The organism is Paraburkholderia sp. PREW-6R (assembly GCF_039621805.1).
Lineage (GTDB): Bacteria > Pseudomonadota > Gammaproteobacteria > Burkholderiales > Burkholderiaceae > Paraburkholderia.
Window position 1 is genome coordinate 713,720 of the sequence record NZ_CP155073.1, and the last position, 14,721, is coordinate 728,440.

At 59.6% G+C, this 14,721-nt stretch carries 10 protein-coding genes; 5 read left to right on the forward strand and 5 right to left on the reverse strand.

Annotated elements, in window-relative coordinates:
* The first annotated feature begins 13 nt into the window (after positions 1–13).
* The 5 genes from AAGS40_RS03130 (at position 14) to AAGS40_RS03150 (ending at position 8,167) form a co-directional block, all read left to right on the forward strand.
* Positions 14–1,510, forward strand: a complete 1,497-nt coding sequence (locus AAGS40_RS03130; RefSeq protein WP_345813116.1) for a N,N-dimethylformamidase beta subunit family domain-containing protein — start codon at positions 14–16, stop codon at positions 1,508–1,510.
* Entirely contained in the window at positions 1,507–2,751 is a 1,245-nt protein-coding gene (locus AAGS40_RS03135) for a hypothetical protein (protein ID WP_345813117.1), read from the forward strand. Before AAGS40_RS03130 ends, AAGS40_RS03135 begins: the two co-directional genes overlap by 4 nt.
* A 70-nt stretch (positions 2,752–2,821) precedes the next feature.
* On the forward strand, positions 2,822–4,171 hold the full coding sequence (locus AAGS40_RS03140; protein ID WP_345813118.1) for a cellulase family glycosylhydrolase: 1,350 nt from the start codon (positions 2,822–2,824) through the stop codon (positions 4,169–4,171).
* 106 nt (positions 4,172–4,277) lie between these two features.
* A complete protein-coding gene (locus AAGS40_RS03145) occupies positions 4,278–6,539 on the forward strand; it encodes a polysaccharide biosynthesis tyrosine autokinase (RefSeq protein WP_345813119.1) in 2,262 nt (753 codons plus the stop codon).
* Between the two features lie 146 nt (positions 6,540–6,685).
* On the forward strand, positions 6,686–8,167 hold the full coding sequence (locus AAGS40_RS03150; RefSeq protein WP_345813120.1) for an MOP flippase family protein: 1,482 nt from the start codon (positions 6,686–6,688) through the stop codon (positions 8,165–8,167).
* Here AAGS40_RS03150 and AAGS40_RS03155 read toward each other — a convergent pair.
* The 5 genes from AAGS40_RS03155 to AAGS40_RS03175 all read right to left on the reverse strand — a co-directional run bounded on the left by AAGS40_RS03155 (position 8,093) and on the right by AAGS40_RS03175 (position 14,692).
* Positions 8,093–9,289 carry a glycosyltransferase family 4 protein gene (locus AAGS40_RS03155; RefSeq protein ID WP_345813121.1) on the reverse strand — a complete coding sequence of 399 codons (1,197 nt, stop codon included), beginning with the start codon at positions 9,287–9,289 and terminating at the stop codon, positions 8,093–8,095. The two genes, AAGS40_RS03150 and AAGS40_RS03155, sit on opposite strands and share 75 nt — an antisense overlap.
* A gap of 84 nt (positions 9,290–9,373) precedes the next feature.
* Complete coding sequence (locus tag AAGS40_RS03160) at positions 9,374–10,465, reverse strand: glycosyltransferase family 1 protein (RefSeq protein ID WP_345814231.1); 1,092 nt, start codon at positions 10,463–10,465, stop codon at positions 9,374–9,376.
* 31 nt (positions 10,466–10,496) lie between these two features.
* Positions 10,497–11,642 (reverse strand): glycosyltransferase family 4 protein, encoded by a 1,146-nt coding sequence (locus AAGS40_RS03165; RefSeq protein WP_345813122.1) that lies wholly within the window; start codon positions 11,640–11,642, stop codon positions 10,497–10,499.
* A gap of 865 nt (positions 11,643–12,507) precedes the next feature.
* Positions 12,508–13,530: a UDP-glucose 4-epimerase GalE gene (galE, locus tag AAGS40_RS03170; RefSeq protein WP_345813123.1), complete on the reverse strand. Its 1,023-nt coding sequence runs from the start codon at positions 13,528–13,530 to the stop codon at positions 12,508–12,510.
* 13 nt (positions 13,531–13,543) lie between these two features.
* Positions 13,544–14,692, reverse strand: coding sequence for a glycosyltransferase family 4 protein (locus AAGS40_RS03175; RefSeq protein ID WP_345813124.1), 1,149 nt, complete (start codon positions 14,690–14,692; stop codon positions 13,544–13,546).
* Positions 14,693–14,721 lie beyond the last annotated feature (29 nt).

The following is a 14,721-nucleotide window of genomic DNA, read 5'->3' on the forward strand; positions in this document are numbered from 1 at the left end:
GGACGCGCGATACATGCAACTTTATCCAATTCACCCATCCTTCACGGTCGGAGATTGTTTCGATCTGGCCGTGCAGCCGCGTAGCAGATTTTCGATCGCGATCTACCAGCAGCAGGGCGGGGAGTCGATGGTCTGGGTCAGCAGCGTGATCGTCGCGGGCACGCGCGACGTCGCGGCGAAATTGTCTAACGGCCGGTACGTGTTCGAATCGACGCATGAACGCAAGGCCGTTCGCTACGACGAGGACTGGAACTGGCCGACCATCACCGTCAAGCTGGACGCGCAAGGTTTGGGTAGCGGCGCCTATGCGGCGGTCGCGTTCGAAGTGAATGCAGACGGCGAACCGCGGACTGAAGTCGGTCGCCGCTGCATGGCGCGCCAGCCGATTTTCGCCACGCCGCCGGACAGTGACGGGATGGCGCTGATCATCGCGCGCCCGCGTGGGCCCGCCGCGAAAATTGCGTACATCGTGCCGATCGCGACCTACCACGCGTACAACTCGATCGGCGGCGGCTCTTTTTACGGCGATCCCGTGCATCGCACGAAGCCGCAGACGAAGGTCACGCTATTGCGTCCGGGCGGGGGTCTGGGTGCGCAACTGGGCTATCCCGACGACGCGTACGACCTTCGCTCCCCGCGCCAGCATTTCACGCACTGGGACGCGAAGTTCATCCGCTGGTTGCATGCGCATGATTTCGCCTGCGATTTTTTTACCGACGTGGATCTTCACCGCGCCACCGATCTGGACCTCACGCAATACAGCGTGATGCTGAGCGTCGGCCATCACGAATACTGGAGTCAGGAAATGCGCGACCATGTCGCGCGTTTCATCGCGAATGGCGGCAATCTCGCCGTTTTCAGCGGCAACACCTGCTATCGCCCCGTCGATTTCGGCCCCAGCGCCGACATCAATGCGATCAGGACGATGAACCGGCTCGGCGAATCGTGGCCGGGCTACAACGAGAGCGACCTGATTGGCCTGAGCTACGGCTACGGCGGCGCGAAGTACGGTGTCTGGAACCGGTGGCGTCGCAAATGGCTGAAGCCGGAGCGCGAGCCAATCGGCTTCACGGTGCGGCGGCACGACCATTGGGTGTTCGAAGGTACGCAACTGAAGGACGGCGACACGTTCGGCGCAGAAGACCGGCTGGTCGGCTATGAAGCGGACGGTGTGCCGCCCGTAGCGAACGGCTTCGAGAAGCTGGCTGACTCCGTGCAGCTCGTGGGCTGGGATGTTGGCGGCTTCGCGGCGCTGGGCGTGTTCAAACCGGATTTCGGCAGCGGCGCGAACGGCGGTCAGGTCTTCAACTGCGGTACGACAGACTGGTCGCGTGTGCTGCTTGACGAGCGCGCATCCAGTCACGCCGTCGTTGAACAAATCACCTTGAACGTCATGCACAGATTTCTGGCCGGCATGAAAGAGGGTGCCGCAACCGAATCGTTGCCAGCCGGCGAAACCGGTGGTGCGCTTCGCAACCAGCTGGCTCAGACCAATGCGGAGAATGCATGATGGGCGCTCTTTGGGTAACGACTTTTTTTCTTGGCGTGTTGGGCGACGTCATGTCAGGCGTGGTGCGCTATTACACGTCGGCCATGGGCGTACCGCAGGCCATCTATCTGCCCAAGGCGATGATGGCGATCTGTATCGCGCTCATCGTGGTGCAGCGTCCGAAGGTGACGCATCTGTTCGTTGCAATGTATCTGGCGATGCAGGCGTGCGTGTCCATGACCAACGGGATCGGCATTAGCGCGGTCGCGTTCTGGGCCTGGACGGTACTGCCCCTGTTCTTCGCGCTGTCAGCGCCGCCCGAAGCGATCGACATCCTCAATAGGCCTCGCGCCCGCGTGTCGGCCGTGCTGGTGCTCCTGATCTGCGTGGCAGGGGTGATGATCAATTACTTCGGCCTGCTGAGCCCGGCGCCGTGGATCGGCGCCAGCACGATGGTCGGGGACACGGCAGTGCACGTGTCCGATGCGAACTTCGTCGGCACGACGCCGCGTTTGCCGGGATTTGGACGCGATAGCGCCGCCACTGGACTGATGCTCGGCCTCCTCGCCACGTGGCTCGTGCCGCGTTGCAGAACGATGATCGCGGCATTGCTGTTGCTCGGGATCGCAGGCTTCGCCATCTGGGCGACCACCAATAAGACGTCTCTGGTGGCGGTCGTGATCGTTCTCGGTGTGGCACGTTTCTGTCAGCTGCGCAACCTGCGCAAAGCCACCATTTTTGCGGCGGCCGGCGCGCTGCTGATTCCGCTCGCCGCCTATGTGATCACGTCGGCGGTCAATGAGTCGCTGATTGGCGGCGGTGCGCTGAGTTCGTTCCAGGACCGGTTCGACAACACCTGGCCGCTGCTGCTGCACGGCATCCTGCGCGAAAACATGATCTGGTTCGGCATCGGTCCGGGCGGATTCGGCGCGGCGACCAGCTACTACCAGAGCAATTTCGGCTTCAACACGGGGTACGCGGACAACATCACGTTGTGGACCATCGCGAATTTTGGTGTCGTCGGAGTGGTTATTTGCTGTCTTCTGTTATCCAGAATACTTTTCTCGAGCGAGTCGAGGGATAAAGTGGCTTGGGCGATGATGATGTTCCTGTTGATCAGCGGAATTACAACGGACATCTTCGAATCGGTTGGCTGCCTGCTCTTTTTCGGCGTCGCAGCCAAAGCGTTATGGCTGGACGTGGGCGTTACGCGTTTTCAGCTGAACCCGCAGTTCAGATTGCCGTTCAAGCGAATATTTTGAAGCGGTGACCGACAAATAATTCGAGCAGATGGGGCGCGCCGCGCCGACGTTCTGTTCCAGGGGGTAGCAAATGGCAGTTCAGCGAGACAAGCGGTCGAATCGCATCGTGCTCGTCACGATGTGCGCCGGCGTGGTGATTGCGCTGGCCAGCTCATGGTTCGTCCGTTCTTTCGCGATGACGGCTGAACCCGCAGTGGTTCTGAATGGAAAAGCCGCTTCCGACGAAATGTCCTATGTCGCGCTGCCGTCGTTTGTGGCCGCCCGCGCCGAGACAGGTGTTGCGATTCACGATATCGCCGACACCAGGCTGCTCGACGCCGTGAAAGACGTCGGTTTCTCGTTTGTTCGTACCGATCTTTTCTGGGAAGCGGTTCAGGCGCCGGACGGCTGGCATTTCGGTTCATTCGACAAGCTGGTGTCGAACCTTGCGCAACGACAGCTAGGGGCGTTGTTCATTCTTGGTTACAAGCACTACCAGTTCAGTCCGGACCAGCCGCCGACCACACCTGCCCAGCTCAATGCTTTTTATACGTACGTTCAGCAGTCGGTGAACCGGTATCGCGGTGCGAACGTTCGATTCGAAGTATGGAATGAAGAGGACGACAAGGTGTACTGGCTTGCCGATCCGTCACCGACGAACTACAGGAATCTGCTGAAGACTGCCGTCAAGGCGGCAAGAGCAGCAAATCCCACGGTGACGATCGCATCGGGCGGCGTGCAGCAGATCGATCTGGATTTCATCCGTTCCGTCGGCGACATTTCGAGCGCGACGCTGACCGGACCCGACGCGATCAGTGTGCATCCTTATCGCCAGGAGTATCCGGAGACAGTCTTCGCGGACTACCGGAAGTTGCGCGAGCAACTGTCGACGTACAAAAACTCGCCGGCCGTGTGGTCGACGGAATGGTCATACCCGAGCTTTGGCTACAAGTATGTGGCGGCGATCGGCAATGGGCATGCGCCTCACGCATTGGCGCTGCAGGCGAACTACGCGGTGCGGCGCTTTCTCGTGGACTGGATCTCCGGAGTAGGGCTCACCGCGTACTACGACATGCGCGACGACGGTACCAATCCGACCGATCGCGAACACAATTTTGGTCTGCTGGATGCAAGCAATAACAGACTGCCGGCGTATGACGCCTCGAAGCATCTGTTTGCGTTCACCGCGGATACGAAGAGTGCAAAGTACTTCATCGACGAGGACCATCATTACATCGTCCTGAAGCTGGCAACGCGGACGGGTGCCACGAAATACGTGATCTGGTCATACGGTGACGGTAGCGCGGTGAAGCTGGATATCTCGCATCTGCCGGGCCGCGCAGCGATCACCGACATGTACGGCAAGCCGATCGGTACGACCGGCACGCTCACGGTTCCTGAAACATCAGGTCCGGTTTTCATCAGCATGACGTCCTGGTAGTGCCTTTGCAGCTCGAAAACTTCTCGCCAGTTTCGTTACAGCAGTCCTGGAACTGGAAGCTTGTGTTCAAACGGGGTCACCCTCGTTTCTTACTGCGGAAAATGAAATGAGTTCATTCATCGGACAATCGGCAATGGGCATCAGTCCTGCCAAAAACGACGGGCTTCCGAGTCTCTGGCGCAACGTGGCCCGCCATAAGCTCCTGTTTGCGACGATCGTAGGCGCATGCTGTCTCGCGGGCGGCGTGTATGTTCTGGTCGCCACGCCCCAATATCGCGCGGATGCGCTGCTTCGTGTCCAGATCAAACCGGGTGCGTCGATCAGCGCGCTGTCGGACGTATCGGGAACGATGTCGGCAGACCAGTCCGCGGACGACGAAGCCGATGTGATGAGCTCGCGCACTATCGTCGACGAAGCGATCGCCGCAACGGGTGCCGATACGATCGTCGAAACGGATAGCCACTTCCCGCTGATTGGCCGCTATTTCGCTTCGCGTCACGCCGCGAGCACCCAACTGGCCCGCCCGATGTTCGGGCTGAGCGGTTTCGCGTGGGGCGGAGAAGAACTGAAGGCGACCACGTTCTCGGTCCCTTCGGCGGCACTGGGCCAGAAGTTTCGTGTCGTCGCGGGACAAAACGGCGACTACACGCTGTTCGACAAGGACGACCATCAACTGGTGCAGGGCCATGTCGGCCAGATCGCGAACTTCCAGGTTTCAACGGATGACGGCACCGGACCGGGTCAGCTGAAGATCGACGTGCTGCGCGCACGGCCTGGCATTGAGTTCACCCTGTCGAAGGTGTCGCTCGAAACAGCGTACGAAAATGTCAGCAACAAGCTGAAAACGTCGGTATCGGGCCAGGCTTCCTCACTGCGCGATTCGTCGATGGTGCGGGTCAGCTATCAGGCCGCGTCGCCGTTCGCCGCGCAGATGATGGTGAATTCGATCGTCAACGCGTTCGTCAAGCGTAACGTCGACGACCGCGCAGCCCAGGCGCGCATGAAGCTGGACACGCTGAATGCACGTCTGCCGGCATTGAAGTCGGAACTGGAAAAAGCCGAAGACCGGCTGAACACCTTCCGGATGCAAAACCACGCGATCGACATGGAGCAGCAGGGCACGATGCTCATCTCGCGAATGAACGCACTGACGGACAAGCAGGCGTCCCTGCGCCTGGAGTTCGACGAGAAGCGTCAGCTGTACGGTCCGGGCAGCCCGATTTATCGCGGCCTCGTGCAACAGCTCGATCAGGTGAATAGCGACATCGCCCAAACCGGTGAGCTGGCGAGAAACCTGCCCGAAACGCAGCGCGAATATATTCGCCTCGCGAGCGACGTGTCGATCAGCAAGCAGCTTTATACCGGCGTGCTCTCCAACGCCCAGCAACTCGAAGTGGCGGCGGCCAGCACGGCATCGGGTGTGAATGTGATGGACTGGGCCGTCGCACCTGAAAAGGCAGCATGGCCGCGTAAGGCAATCGTCCTGCTTGGCTCGTTGCTCGGAGGCTTGTTCGCGGCCACGGCGGCAGTGCACCTCACGTCGCTCAAACGCAAGGAACTGCGCACGCCGCAGGAGATCGACTACATCTCGAATCTCCCGCGCCTCGCTGTGGTGGCACGTTCGAAGACGCAACTGCGCAGCCTGACCGATGCACGCAAACGCCAGGATAAACGCACCCGTCTGCTGGCGGTCAGCAGCCCGCTGGACCCGAGCGTCGAAGCGCTGCGCGCATTGCCGAGCAGCGTCCGAGCCATGCTTGCGGACGACGGCATTGACCAGGGCAACAAGGTCATTCTGTTCACGGGTCCGACGCAAGGCGTAGGCAAGAGCTTCGTGTCGTCGAACTTTGCCTATCTGCTGTCGCAGACGGAAGAGTCGGTTCTGCTGATCGACGGAGACATGCGCAAAGGAACGCTCGGCCTTCTGCGCGCAGAGCAAAGCGGTCCGGGTCTTGCCGAAGTGCTCAAGGGCACGGCAACGCTCGACGAGGCGATCGTCAAACAGGAAGGCACCAATCTGTCGGTGCTCGCCGCGGGTAACGCCTATCCTTCCAACCCGGCGCAGCTGCTGAGCAGCAGTGCGTTCCGTGACATGCTCGAGACGCTGCGCAGTTATTACGACTACGTAGTGATCGATTCGCCGCCGGTGCTGCCCGTCAGCGACGCGGTGACGATCGCGGCGCAAGGTTGCGATCTGGTTCTGCTCGTATCGCGCGCCGATCACACAGGCTCGCGGCAGCTGGAAGAAACGCTGCAGCGCCTGGCGAACGTGGGCGCACGAGTCGGCGGACATATCTTCAACGGTTTCCTGCCGTCGCGTTATGGCGAGCGCGACGACTACGGACTGGACGCAGCGCACCGCTATTGAACGAACGCCGGTGCCCGCTTCTCGGACTTCCTGAGAAGCGGGCACCGGCGCGATGAAGTCGCTTTCTTGAAAAATAGAAATAAAAATGCCGGATGCACTTGCACCGGCGCCGCCGTTTGTACTTCCAGGCAAAAGTAAGGAAAGTAATGTCTCTGCGAGAAAAAACAATTTCGGGCGCGAAGTGGTCTGCGGCGTCGATGATCTCCGTGGTCGGCGTCCAGTTTCTTCAGGTGGCGATCCTTGCGCACCTGCTGCGACCGGTCGAGGTGGGCCTCGTGAGTATGGTTTCGCTGTTCACCACGCTTGCCGACATGTTCCTCGATATGGGACTTGGCACGGCAATCGTTCAGCGAAAGAATGTCACGTCGAACGAGCTCTCGTCGTTGTACTGGCTCAATGTGCTATTCGGCGCGGTACTCGGCACCGCGTTGATGGCAGGCAGCGGACTCGCGGCGTGGTTCTTCGGAGAGCCCGAGCTGAAGTCGCTCGTGGCACTCGCTGCGGCCATGTTCTTCATCTCCCCGCACGGGTTGCAATATCAATCGCTGATGGCGCGCGAGTTGATGTTCGACATGCTCTCGAAGATCGAGGTTGCCTCCAGCACCATGCTGTTCGGCACGACGCTGCTTGCGGCGATGCATGGCTACGGCGCCTATTCGCCGGTGATCGGCGCACTGAGCGCATGCGTTTGCCGCACGCTCCTGCTCAATCTCAGCGGGCGCAAGTTGCACAAGCCCGAATTCCGCTTCCGCCTGTCCGACACGCGTTCGTATCTCGGCTTCGGCGTGTTCCAGGCAATGGACTCGATGGTGAACTACCTGAATGTCAATTTCGGCGGCATTGTCGCCGGCCGCGCGTTGGGTGCGGCGACGCTCGGTGGCTATAACCTCGCGCTCAATTGCGCGGTGAATTTCCCCGCACGTCTGAATCCGTTTTTCACGCGCGTGCTGTTTCCTGTCTTTTCCATCATTCAGGACGATACGGCGCGGCTGCGCGAGAATTACTTCAAGTTGACGGGCTTCATCGTCATGTTCAACTTTCCGCTGGTGTTCGGTCTGATGATCGTCGCGCCGGACTTCATCCAGTGCATGTTCGGCGCCAAATGGCTGTGGGCCACGCCGGTGATGCGCGTGTTGTGTCTCGTGGGCGCGTTCCGCTGCATCGGCAACCCAGTTGCATCGTTAATGATGGCGACCGCCAATATCAAGCTGAGCTTCTGGTTCAATCTCGTGAAGACGCTCGCCATGTTGCCGGCGATCATACTCGGCGCGTATCTGGGCGGAGCATTGGGCGTTGCGCTGTCGCTGCTCACGGTCGAGGCAATCGGTTTCGTGCCGATGTATCACTTCATGCTCAAACGCGTGCTGGGTCCGAGCTTCGGTGAATTCCTGAGAGCGTTTCTGGTGCCGTTGCGGATGGTCGTGCCGATGGTGGCGGCTGTATGGGGCGCGTCGGAGTTTCTCGACGCGTCCATGCATCATGCGCTCAGGCTGGTGATTGAGGTCGGGCTGGGTGCCTTCGTATTCGGCGTCACGTTCCTGCTGGACCGTTCACTACTTTGTGCCGAGATCCGAGGTATTGTGCTCAAGATGGTCCGCAACGCGGCGTTGCGGCACGGGCTGCAGTAAGACGCGCTGGGCCTGGCCATCGAATACTTCACGCGAGAAGCGCGTGCGGAAAGAAGTGGTCAGGTCCGAAATCGGATAAGTACGAGCAGCAAAGATCTTTTCGATGAACGCGTCATGGTCGTGAACCGGGAACAGCAGTTCGGACGGCAGGTACGAACCGAGTGCCGACACATGTGACGCCACGATCGGACGACCGGCCAGAACGGCTTCAATCATGACGAGCGGCACGCCCTCGTAAGCGGACGGCAGCACGACGACGTCACTCGCCACGATATACGGCAGCACGTCAGGCTTCGGACCGATGATCCGCACATGCCGCGACAGCAACTCACTTCCTTCTACTGCCTCGCGCAACCTGTCAGCGTCCGGGCCGTCGCCCACCATCAATACGATCGTATTCGCGAAAGCGGCAGGGTTGCGCTCGATCGCAGCAAGCACGAAGCTTTGCCGTTTGTGCTGGAAGTGAATCCGGCCGATGTGCGCGCAAATGAACGTGCCGGTCTGTGGCAAGCCGAGCATGCTGCGCGCGGATTCGCGCGTCAGCGTCGAAGCGCTGAAGCGGTCGTCCACGTAGTTTTCCAGAATGGCGACCGGTGTGTGCGCCGCCTGTTTCAGCAGCTTCTCGCGCAGGTGTTCATTGAGCGTGATGTACTGGTTCGGAACCAGGTAGAGCGCGCTTTTTACGAGCGACTTGATTCGCTCCTTGAGCGGGGCGCCAGCCTCGGCTTTATCATCCACGAGGGGAATGTAGGTAACCGCCATGGTTCGCGCGAGCCGCGCGGCCAGCAGGCCGGCCATTGCCGATACGATCGTGCCCTGCGCGATGACGAGTTTCGTCAGGTCGAGCTTGCGCAGTATGGAAGCCGTTTGCCACGTAGTAGACAGAAGGGCCAGCGGATTGCGCTGGCCCGATTCGGAAGTGAAAGACAACGAGGTGATGGCGACATGTCGGTGACGCGCCGCGACCTCGTTGGCGAATGCGATCATGGCCGCATTCTGCGCCGGCACGAGAATATGAAAACTGTCGATACCGGGAGATTTGACAAGCGCGAGTACGAGCCGCTTGAGCATTTCTTCGTGACCACCGTTGACACTCGAGTCGCAGTAGATGCCGAGCTTCATGGATATTGCTCCTTTGATACGTGACATGCCCCGGCGATATGTCAGCCGTTATGGCCAGTCGGAGAACGGCAAAGCCGTAAAACGCTAGGACGCGTCGCGGCGCGACGCGCCGATCACCTTGCGCAACGATTCGGCGCTTGCGCCCCATCGAAAGCGCGCAGCATGGGCGTAGCCCCGTTCGATCAGCGTCGACCTCAGTTCGGGAGACTGCTGCAGGACGCGCAGCTTGTCCGCGATATCCTCTGCGGAGTAGGGGTCGCAATACAACGCCGCATCGCCACAGGTCTCCGGCAGCGCCGACGAATTGGAAACGACCACCGGGCAACCGCTACGCATGGCTTCGAGAGGCGGAATGCCGAAGCCTTCGTAGATAGACGGGTACACGAAACAGTGCGCGTGCTGATAAAGCGCCTTCAGCTTTTCGTCGCTGATGTAACCTACGGCCTTGATGTTGGGCGCCACGCCTTGCAGGTCCTGCACGTCGCCAAATACCGTCGAGTTCTTCATGCCGACGATCACCAGGTCCATATCAGGGTCGTTGAGTTGGCGGAACGCTTCGAGAATCCTGCCGAAATTCTTCGTAGGGTTCATGCTGCTGACCGCAAGCACGAAACGCTTCGACTGAAGGTTGTGTTCACGCAGCACGCTTTCATCGGGTGCCACGGCGTCGAGATGGTCCGCACCTAGAGGCACGACGGCGATCCGTTCCGGCGACACGCCACAGTGATACGCAAGACGCTTGCGCGAGAAGTCCGAATTGGTCACCACGCAGCTCGATGTGCGTGCGAGGATCCAGAACATCAGCTTGTACCATGCACGAAAACGCCATGAGAAATGCGCCGGCCTGTCGAATACGGCCGCGTCGTGCATATAGATCACCTGATTCAACCGGAAGATCGAGGCTGAATTGCTCAGATTGACGATACGATGCCGCCCGGCGAACAGGGGCAGGACGATCTGTTCCCAGAAAATGCCCTTGCCGAAACCGATCTTGACCGTGTTGGTGCCGTCTACCGATTCGAGATCGGGGATCGGCGGCACGGCAACGGTAACGCCGCCGCTGTCGGGCAAGTGTCCGAGCGCGACGATAAGCTCGCGTGCCACGCGCTGAACGCCCGTGGTCTTCTGTGTCGCAAAGCGGCCGTTATAGATAAACGTCGGCGCAGCCGAATACATGTTCTTCACTGGTTACCCCGGAGATCGGATTTCAGCTATTGACGTCGTAAGGAAGCGCGATGTCAGCGATCAACGGTTCGCTGCGCGTGGTCAGTACGTCGGACAATCCATATAAGGTTCGCCATTCGCGAAAAATCACGTCCATCGAGAAACGCTCCGTCGCGCGCTTGCGCGCGGCCGTTCCCATCTGTTGACGCAAGCTCGGGTTGTCGCGCAGAAGAGCCAGGTAGACCGCGAGTTCTTCCTCGTTCGATGCCACGAAACCAGTTACGCCGTGAATCACGATGTCCCGGTTTCCAACCACATTGGTGACGACCGCTGGAATGCCGGCGACCTGCGCCTCGATCAGCGCCATCGGCATGCCTTCATAACGCGAGGTCTGAACATAGACGTCGAGTTGCGACATCAACTCCAGTGCGCGGGCGCGGGTTACCCAGCCGCTGCATGTCACGGAGTTATCGCGATAGGCGTCCGGTACTTCCTGCTCGGTTCCGCCAATCCAGATAAAATTCATCGAGGTGTCGCGCAGATCGTGGGCGAGCTTGATGAACACTTCGTGATTCTTCTGATAAGACGCACGGCCTGTCATTCCGACCACGACCTTGTCGTCGGCCCGCTTGCAACGCAAAGGGATTCCGTTGGTATCCACGCCGTTCTCGATCAGAATCGAAGAACGGGCGCGCACGCGGCCCTTGATTTCATGCAATTCGCTGCGCGAGCACGCGACGATCGTTCCGCCGATAAAGCTTGCAAGCCGTTCGAAGCTCAAATAGGCGTATTGCTTGAGGGCAGAGACGTCGCGACGCAGAAAGGCGGGACCGTGCGGCGAATACAGTACTTTGGCGCGAGGCGTCGCGATTTTGGCGGCGGCCCGTCCCAGTACTCCGGCTTTCGACGAGTGCAGATGAATGACTTCCGGATTGCATTCACGCAATTGTTGAACCAGATTGCGCAGGCTCGACCAATCTTTCTTCGGATTAACCTCTCTGCACATCGAGACGTGCGTCATCTTGACCTTGGGATGAAACAGACTCGCAAAATCGGGGGGCGTCTCGCGTCGCAATGAATAGATGACGGAGACATTTGCTCCAGCTTCAGCCGCGCGATTGGAAAGCTCCGTTAGCATGGACAGAACCCCTCCTCCGAAGGCTTCTGTGATATGCACGATGTCTTTCATGGGTCTGTTCCCGTTATCGAGATTCTGGTAGGCGTGTTGGGACGACTCCGTAAAGGGGTGGTCCAACAGGATAAGAAGCAATGGCGCGTTATGTGATCTTCGCTTCGCCGGCGCAATAGTTCTGTCTGATAGCGCACACTGGTTCTGGTGCTTTAATTAGGCATCCAAAACAAAATGAATATGTGAAGAAAACGAGGCGTCACTATTTCCGCGCGACATGAAGATAAAACTATCGATCAGTGGCGGTAAAACACTGGCTCATGTTTTAAAAACGATTGCTGATTAATTGTTGTTGTGTGCGATGCAAGCGTGCATGGTTTCAATTCGCACTCTGCGATGCAAGCGATCTATAGACTGACGTATTGCCGCTGAGTGGCGCGACTGATTGCAATGAGCGGGTTGCCAATGATCAACGGCTATCAGGCACCCGCTTCAATCGAGTTCTTCGGATTTGCGATCGCGTCGAATAGTTGTGCGTTCATTATTCTGTGATGCAAAGTATAGGCGGGAGTTGCTGCGTGCTCCGTTGGGTATCGAACGCTCCCGCCGAGTTTTGACTGCGACAGAAGTGCTGATGCGCTTTAGAGTTGGCGACGCGCAGAGAGGGTTCCGGCAAGTCTGCAGCGCGCAAACTGACATTCGCGACGAATCGGCGGAAAAAGGGGGATAACCCGCTGATAACCTGCAAGACGCACCGGGAGGCGGCGAGAAGCAACGGAAACTGGCGGGAGAAAACTGAAACGCGCTGACGTCCAGCGTACGGCCTGCTTTACGCAAACGATTGCGCTTCTGCGGCGCCCCAATAGAAAACGGCGGGAGCCGTCGCTTGCTCCCGCCGTTGTTCTGCGCCAATCTCCTGTTCGATTCAGGCGAATCCCTGGGGATTGGTCGACTGCCAGCGCCAATGATCTTCGCACATTCTCTCGATACCATACTCCGCCTTCCAGCCTAGCAGCCTTGCCGCTGCCGCAGGATCGGCAAAGCAGGAAGCGACGTCGCCCGGACGGCGCGCGACGATTTCATAAGGTACCGGCTTGCCGGACGCGTTCTCGAACGAGCGCACCACGTCGAGCACGCTATAGCCCTGGCCCGTGCCCAGATTCACGACGAAGCTCGCGTCGTGCCTGACCAGAGCGTCGAGGGCCGCGAGGTGCCCGCGCGCGAGATCGACCACATGAATGTAGTCACGCACGCCCGTGCCGTCCGGCGTGTCGTAGTCGCCGCCGAATACGCGCAGTTTCTCCAGTTTGCCCACCGCGACCTGCGCGACGTATGGCATCAGGTTGTTCGGCACGCCCGCCGGATCTTCACCGATCAAGCCGCTCTCGTGCGCGCCGACCGGATTGAAGTAGCGCAGCGTAGCAATGCGCCACGACGGATCGGACACTTCGAGGTCGCGCAGAATCTGTTCGGCGATCAGCTTCGACTGGCCGTACGGATTGGTGGCCGAGAGCGGAAACGATTCGTCGATCGGCGAGCTTTTCGGCACGCCATAGACGGTCGCCGACGAACTGAACACGAACTGCCTGACGTTGCGATCGCGCATCACGCCAAGCAGCGCCAGCAGGCTGCCGACGTTGTTGCTGTAGTACTCGATAGGCTTGGCGACCGATTCGCCCACGGCTTTCAGCGCGGCGAAATGGATTGCGCCGCTCACCGGATGCGCGTCGAAGATACGATTGAGCGCTGCCTCGTCGCGTGCGTCGGCTTCGTAAAAGGTCACGGTCTTGCCCGTGATCTTCTCGACGCGCCGCAGCGATTCACGGTTGCTGTTCACGAGATTGTCGATTACCACGACGTCATAGCCGCCATTCAGCAGTTCGACGCATGTGTGCGAGCCAATAAAGCCTGCGCCGCCTGTTACCAGGATCGTGCCCTTCGCGGTCATTGTTGTTGCTCCGTTAAAGTAGAACACCCGTCATTTTTTGCACCAGGTCCTTATACGTTTCGACGACGACGCGTTCGTCGAATTCGTTTGCGATTTTCTGCCGGCCGCGCTCGGCCATGGCGCGCCGCTGCGCGCTGCTCATGTCGAGCATCTGCGCAAGTGCGGCCGCGAGGCTGTCCGCATCGCGGGCGTCGCATAGCAAGCCGTTGACGCCGTTTGCCACCACTTCGCGGCAACCCGGCACGTCGGTCGTCACAATAGGACGGCCCATTGCCGACGCTTCCATCAGCGTGCGTGGTACGCCTTCGCGATACGACGGCAGGACAATGCAGTCCGCATCGCTAATGAACGGGCGAACGTCGTGCGCTTCGCCGAGATACTCGATGATGCCTTCCTGCTCCCACGCCGTCACTTCTTCGCGCGTAATCGCGCTGGGATTGTCGACGCCGGCCGGACCGAGCAGCTGGAAGCGCGCGTGCGGATAGCGTTCACGCAGACGCCGCGCGGCTTCCACATATTCGCCCACACCCTTGTCCCACAACAGCCGTCCGATCAGCAGGAATCTGAAATCGGCGCGCTCGGGCAGCGGCGTGAACGCGAACTGTTCAAGATCGACCCCCTCGCCGTGCAGCAGTCTTGCACGTTCAGGGTGGACCAACAATTTCTGTTCGACGAACGCTGCCTGATCGTCGCGATTCAAAAACCATATTTCGCGGGGAAAACGGAACGCGAAGCGGTAAAGCATCTTGGCTACCTGCGCCGCGCGGCTTTGCTGGATGAACACGTAGCCCAGGCCGGTTGTCACCGCCACCGACTGCACGCCCGCCAGTTTCGCGGCAATTGAACCATAGATATTCGGCTTGATGGTGTAATGGAACACCACATGTGGGCGGAGGCTCACGTATTGGCGGAAAAGCGACCAGAGCGTGCGCAGGTCGTCGCGCGGACTCGTGCCTTTCGATGCGACCGGCAGCTCGATGCACAGGCAACCCATTGCAGTGAGCAGTTCGAACGTGCGATCGCGCGGCGCAAGCACGGTGACGTCCACGCCGCGTCCCACCAGCATCCGGATCAGACCTTGCCGGTACGTATAGATTGCCCACGCGGTGTTGCAGACGAGTGTAATGCGCAGCGCGGGCGTCGACTTCAGGGCAGGCTTCATGCGGAGACGGGTGTGAGAAGGAAAAGGCG

Excerpts from the sequence above, each read along its gene's own strand:
- AAGS40_RS03175 (WP_345813124.1), bottom strand. The coding sequence starts at position 14,692 with ATGAAGCCTGCCCTGAAGTCGACGCCCGCGCTGCGCATTACACTCGTC.
- AAGS40_RS03135 (WP_345813117.1), top strand. The coding sequence starts at position 1,507 with ATGATGGGCGCTCTTTGGGTAACGACTTTTTTTCTTGGCGTGTTGGGC.
- AAGS40_RS03165 (WP_345813122.1), bottom strand. The coding sequence starts at position 11,642 with ATGAAAGACATCGTGCATATCACAGAAGCCTTCGGAGGAGGGGTTCTG.
- AAGS40_RS03150 (WP_345813120.1), top strand. The coding sequence starts at position 6,686 with ATGTCTCTGCGAGAAAAAACAATTTCGGGCGCGAAGTGGTCTGCGGCG.
- AAGS40_RS03130 (WP_345813116.1), top strand. The coding sequence starts at position 14 with ATGCAACTTTATCCAATTCACCCATCCTTCACGGTCGGAGATTGTTTC.
- AAGS40_RS03145 (WP_345813119.1), top strand. The coding sequence starts at position 4,278 with ATGAGTTCATTCATCGGACAATCGGCAATGGGCATCAGTCCTGCCAAA.
- AAGS40_RS03160 (WP_345814231.1), bottom strand. The coding sequence starts at position 10,465 with ATGTATTCGGCTGCGCCGACGTTTATCTATAACGGCCGCTTTGCGACA.
- AAGS40_RS03155 (WP_345813121.1), bottom strand. The coding sequence starts at position 9,289 with ATGAAGCTCGGCATCTACTGCGACTCGAGTGTCAACGGTGGTCACGAA.
- galE (WP_345813123.1), bottom strand. The coding sequence starts at position 13,530 with ATGACCGCGAAGGGCACGATCCTGGTAACAGGCGGCGCAGGCTTTATT.
- AAGS40_RS03140 (WP_345813118.1), top strand. The coding sequence starts at position 2,822 with ATGGCAGTTCAGCGAGACAAGCGGTCGAATCGCATCGTGCTCGTCACG.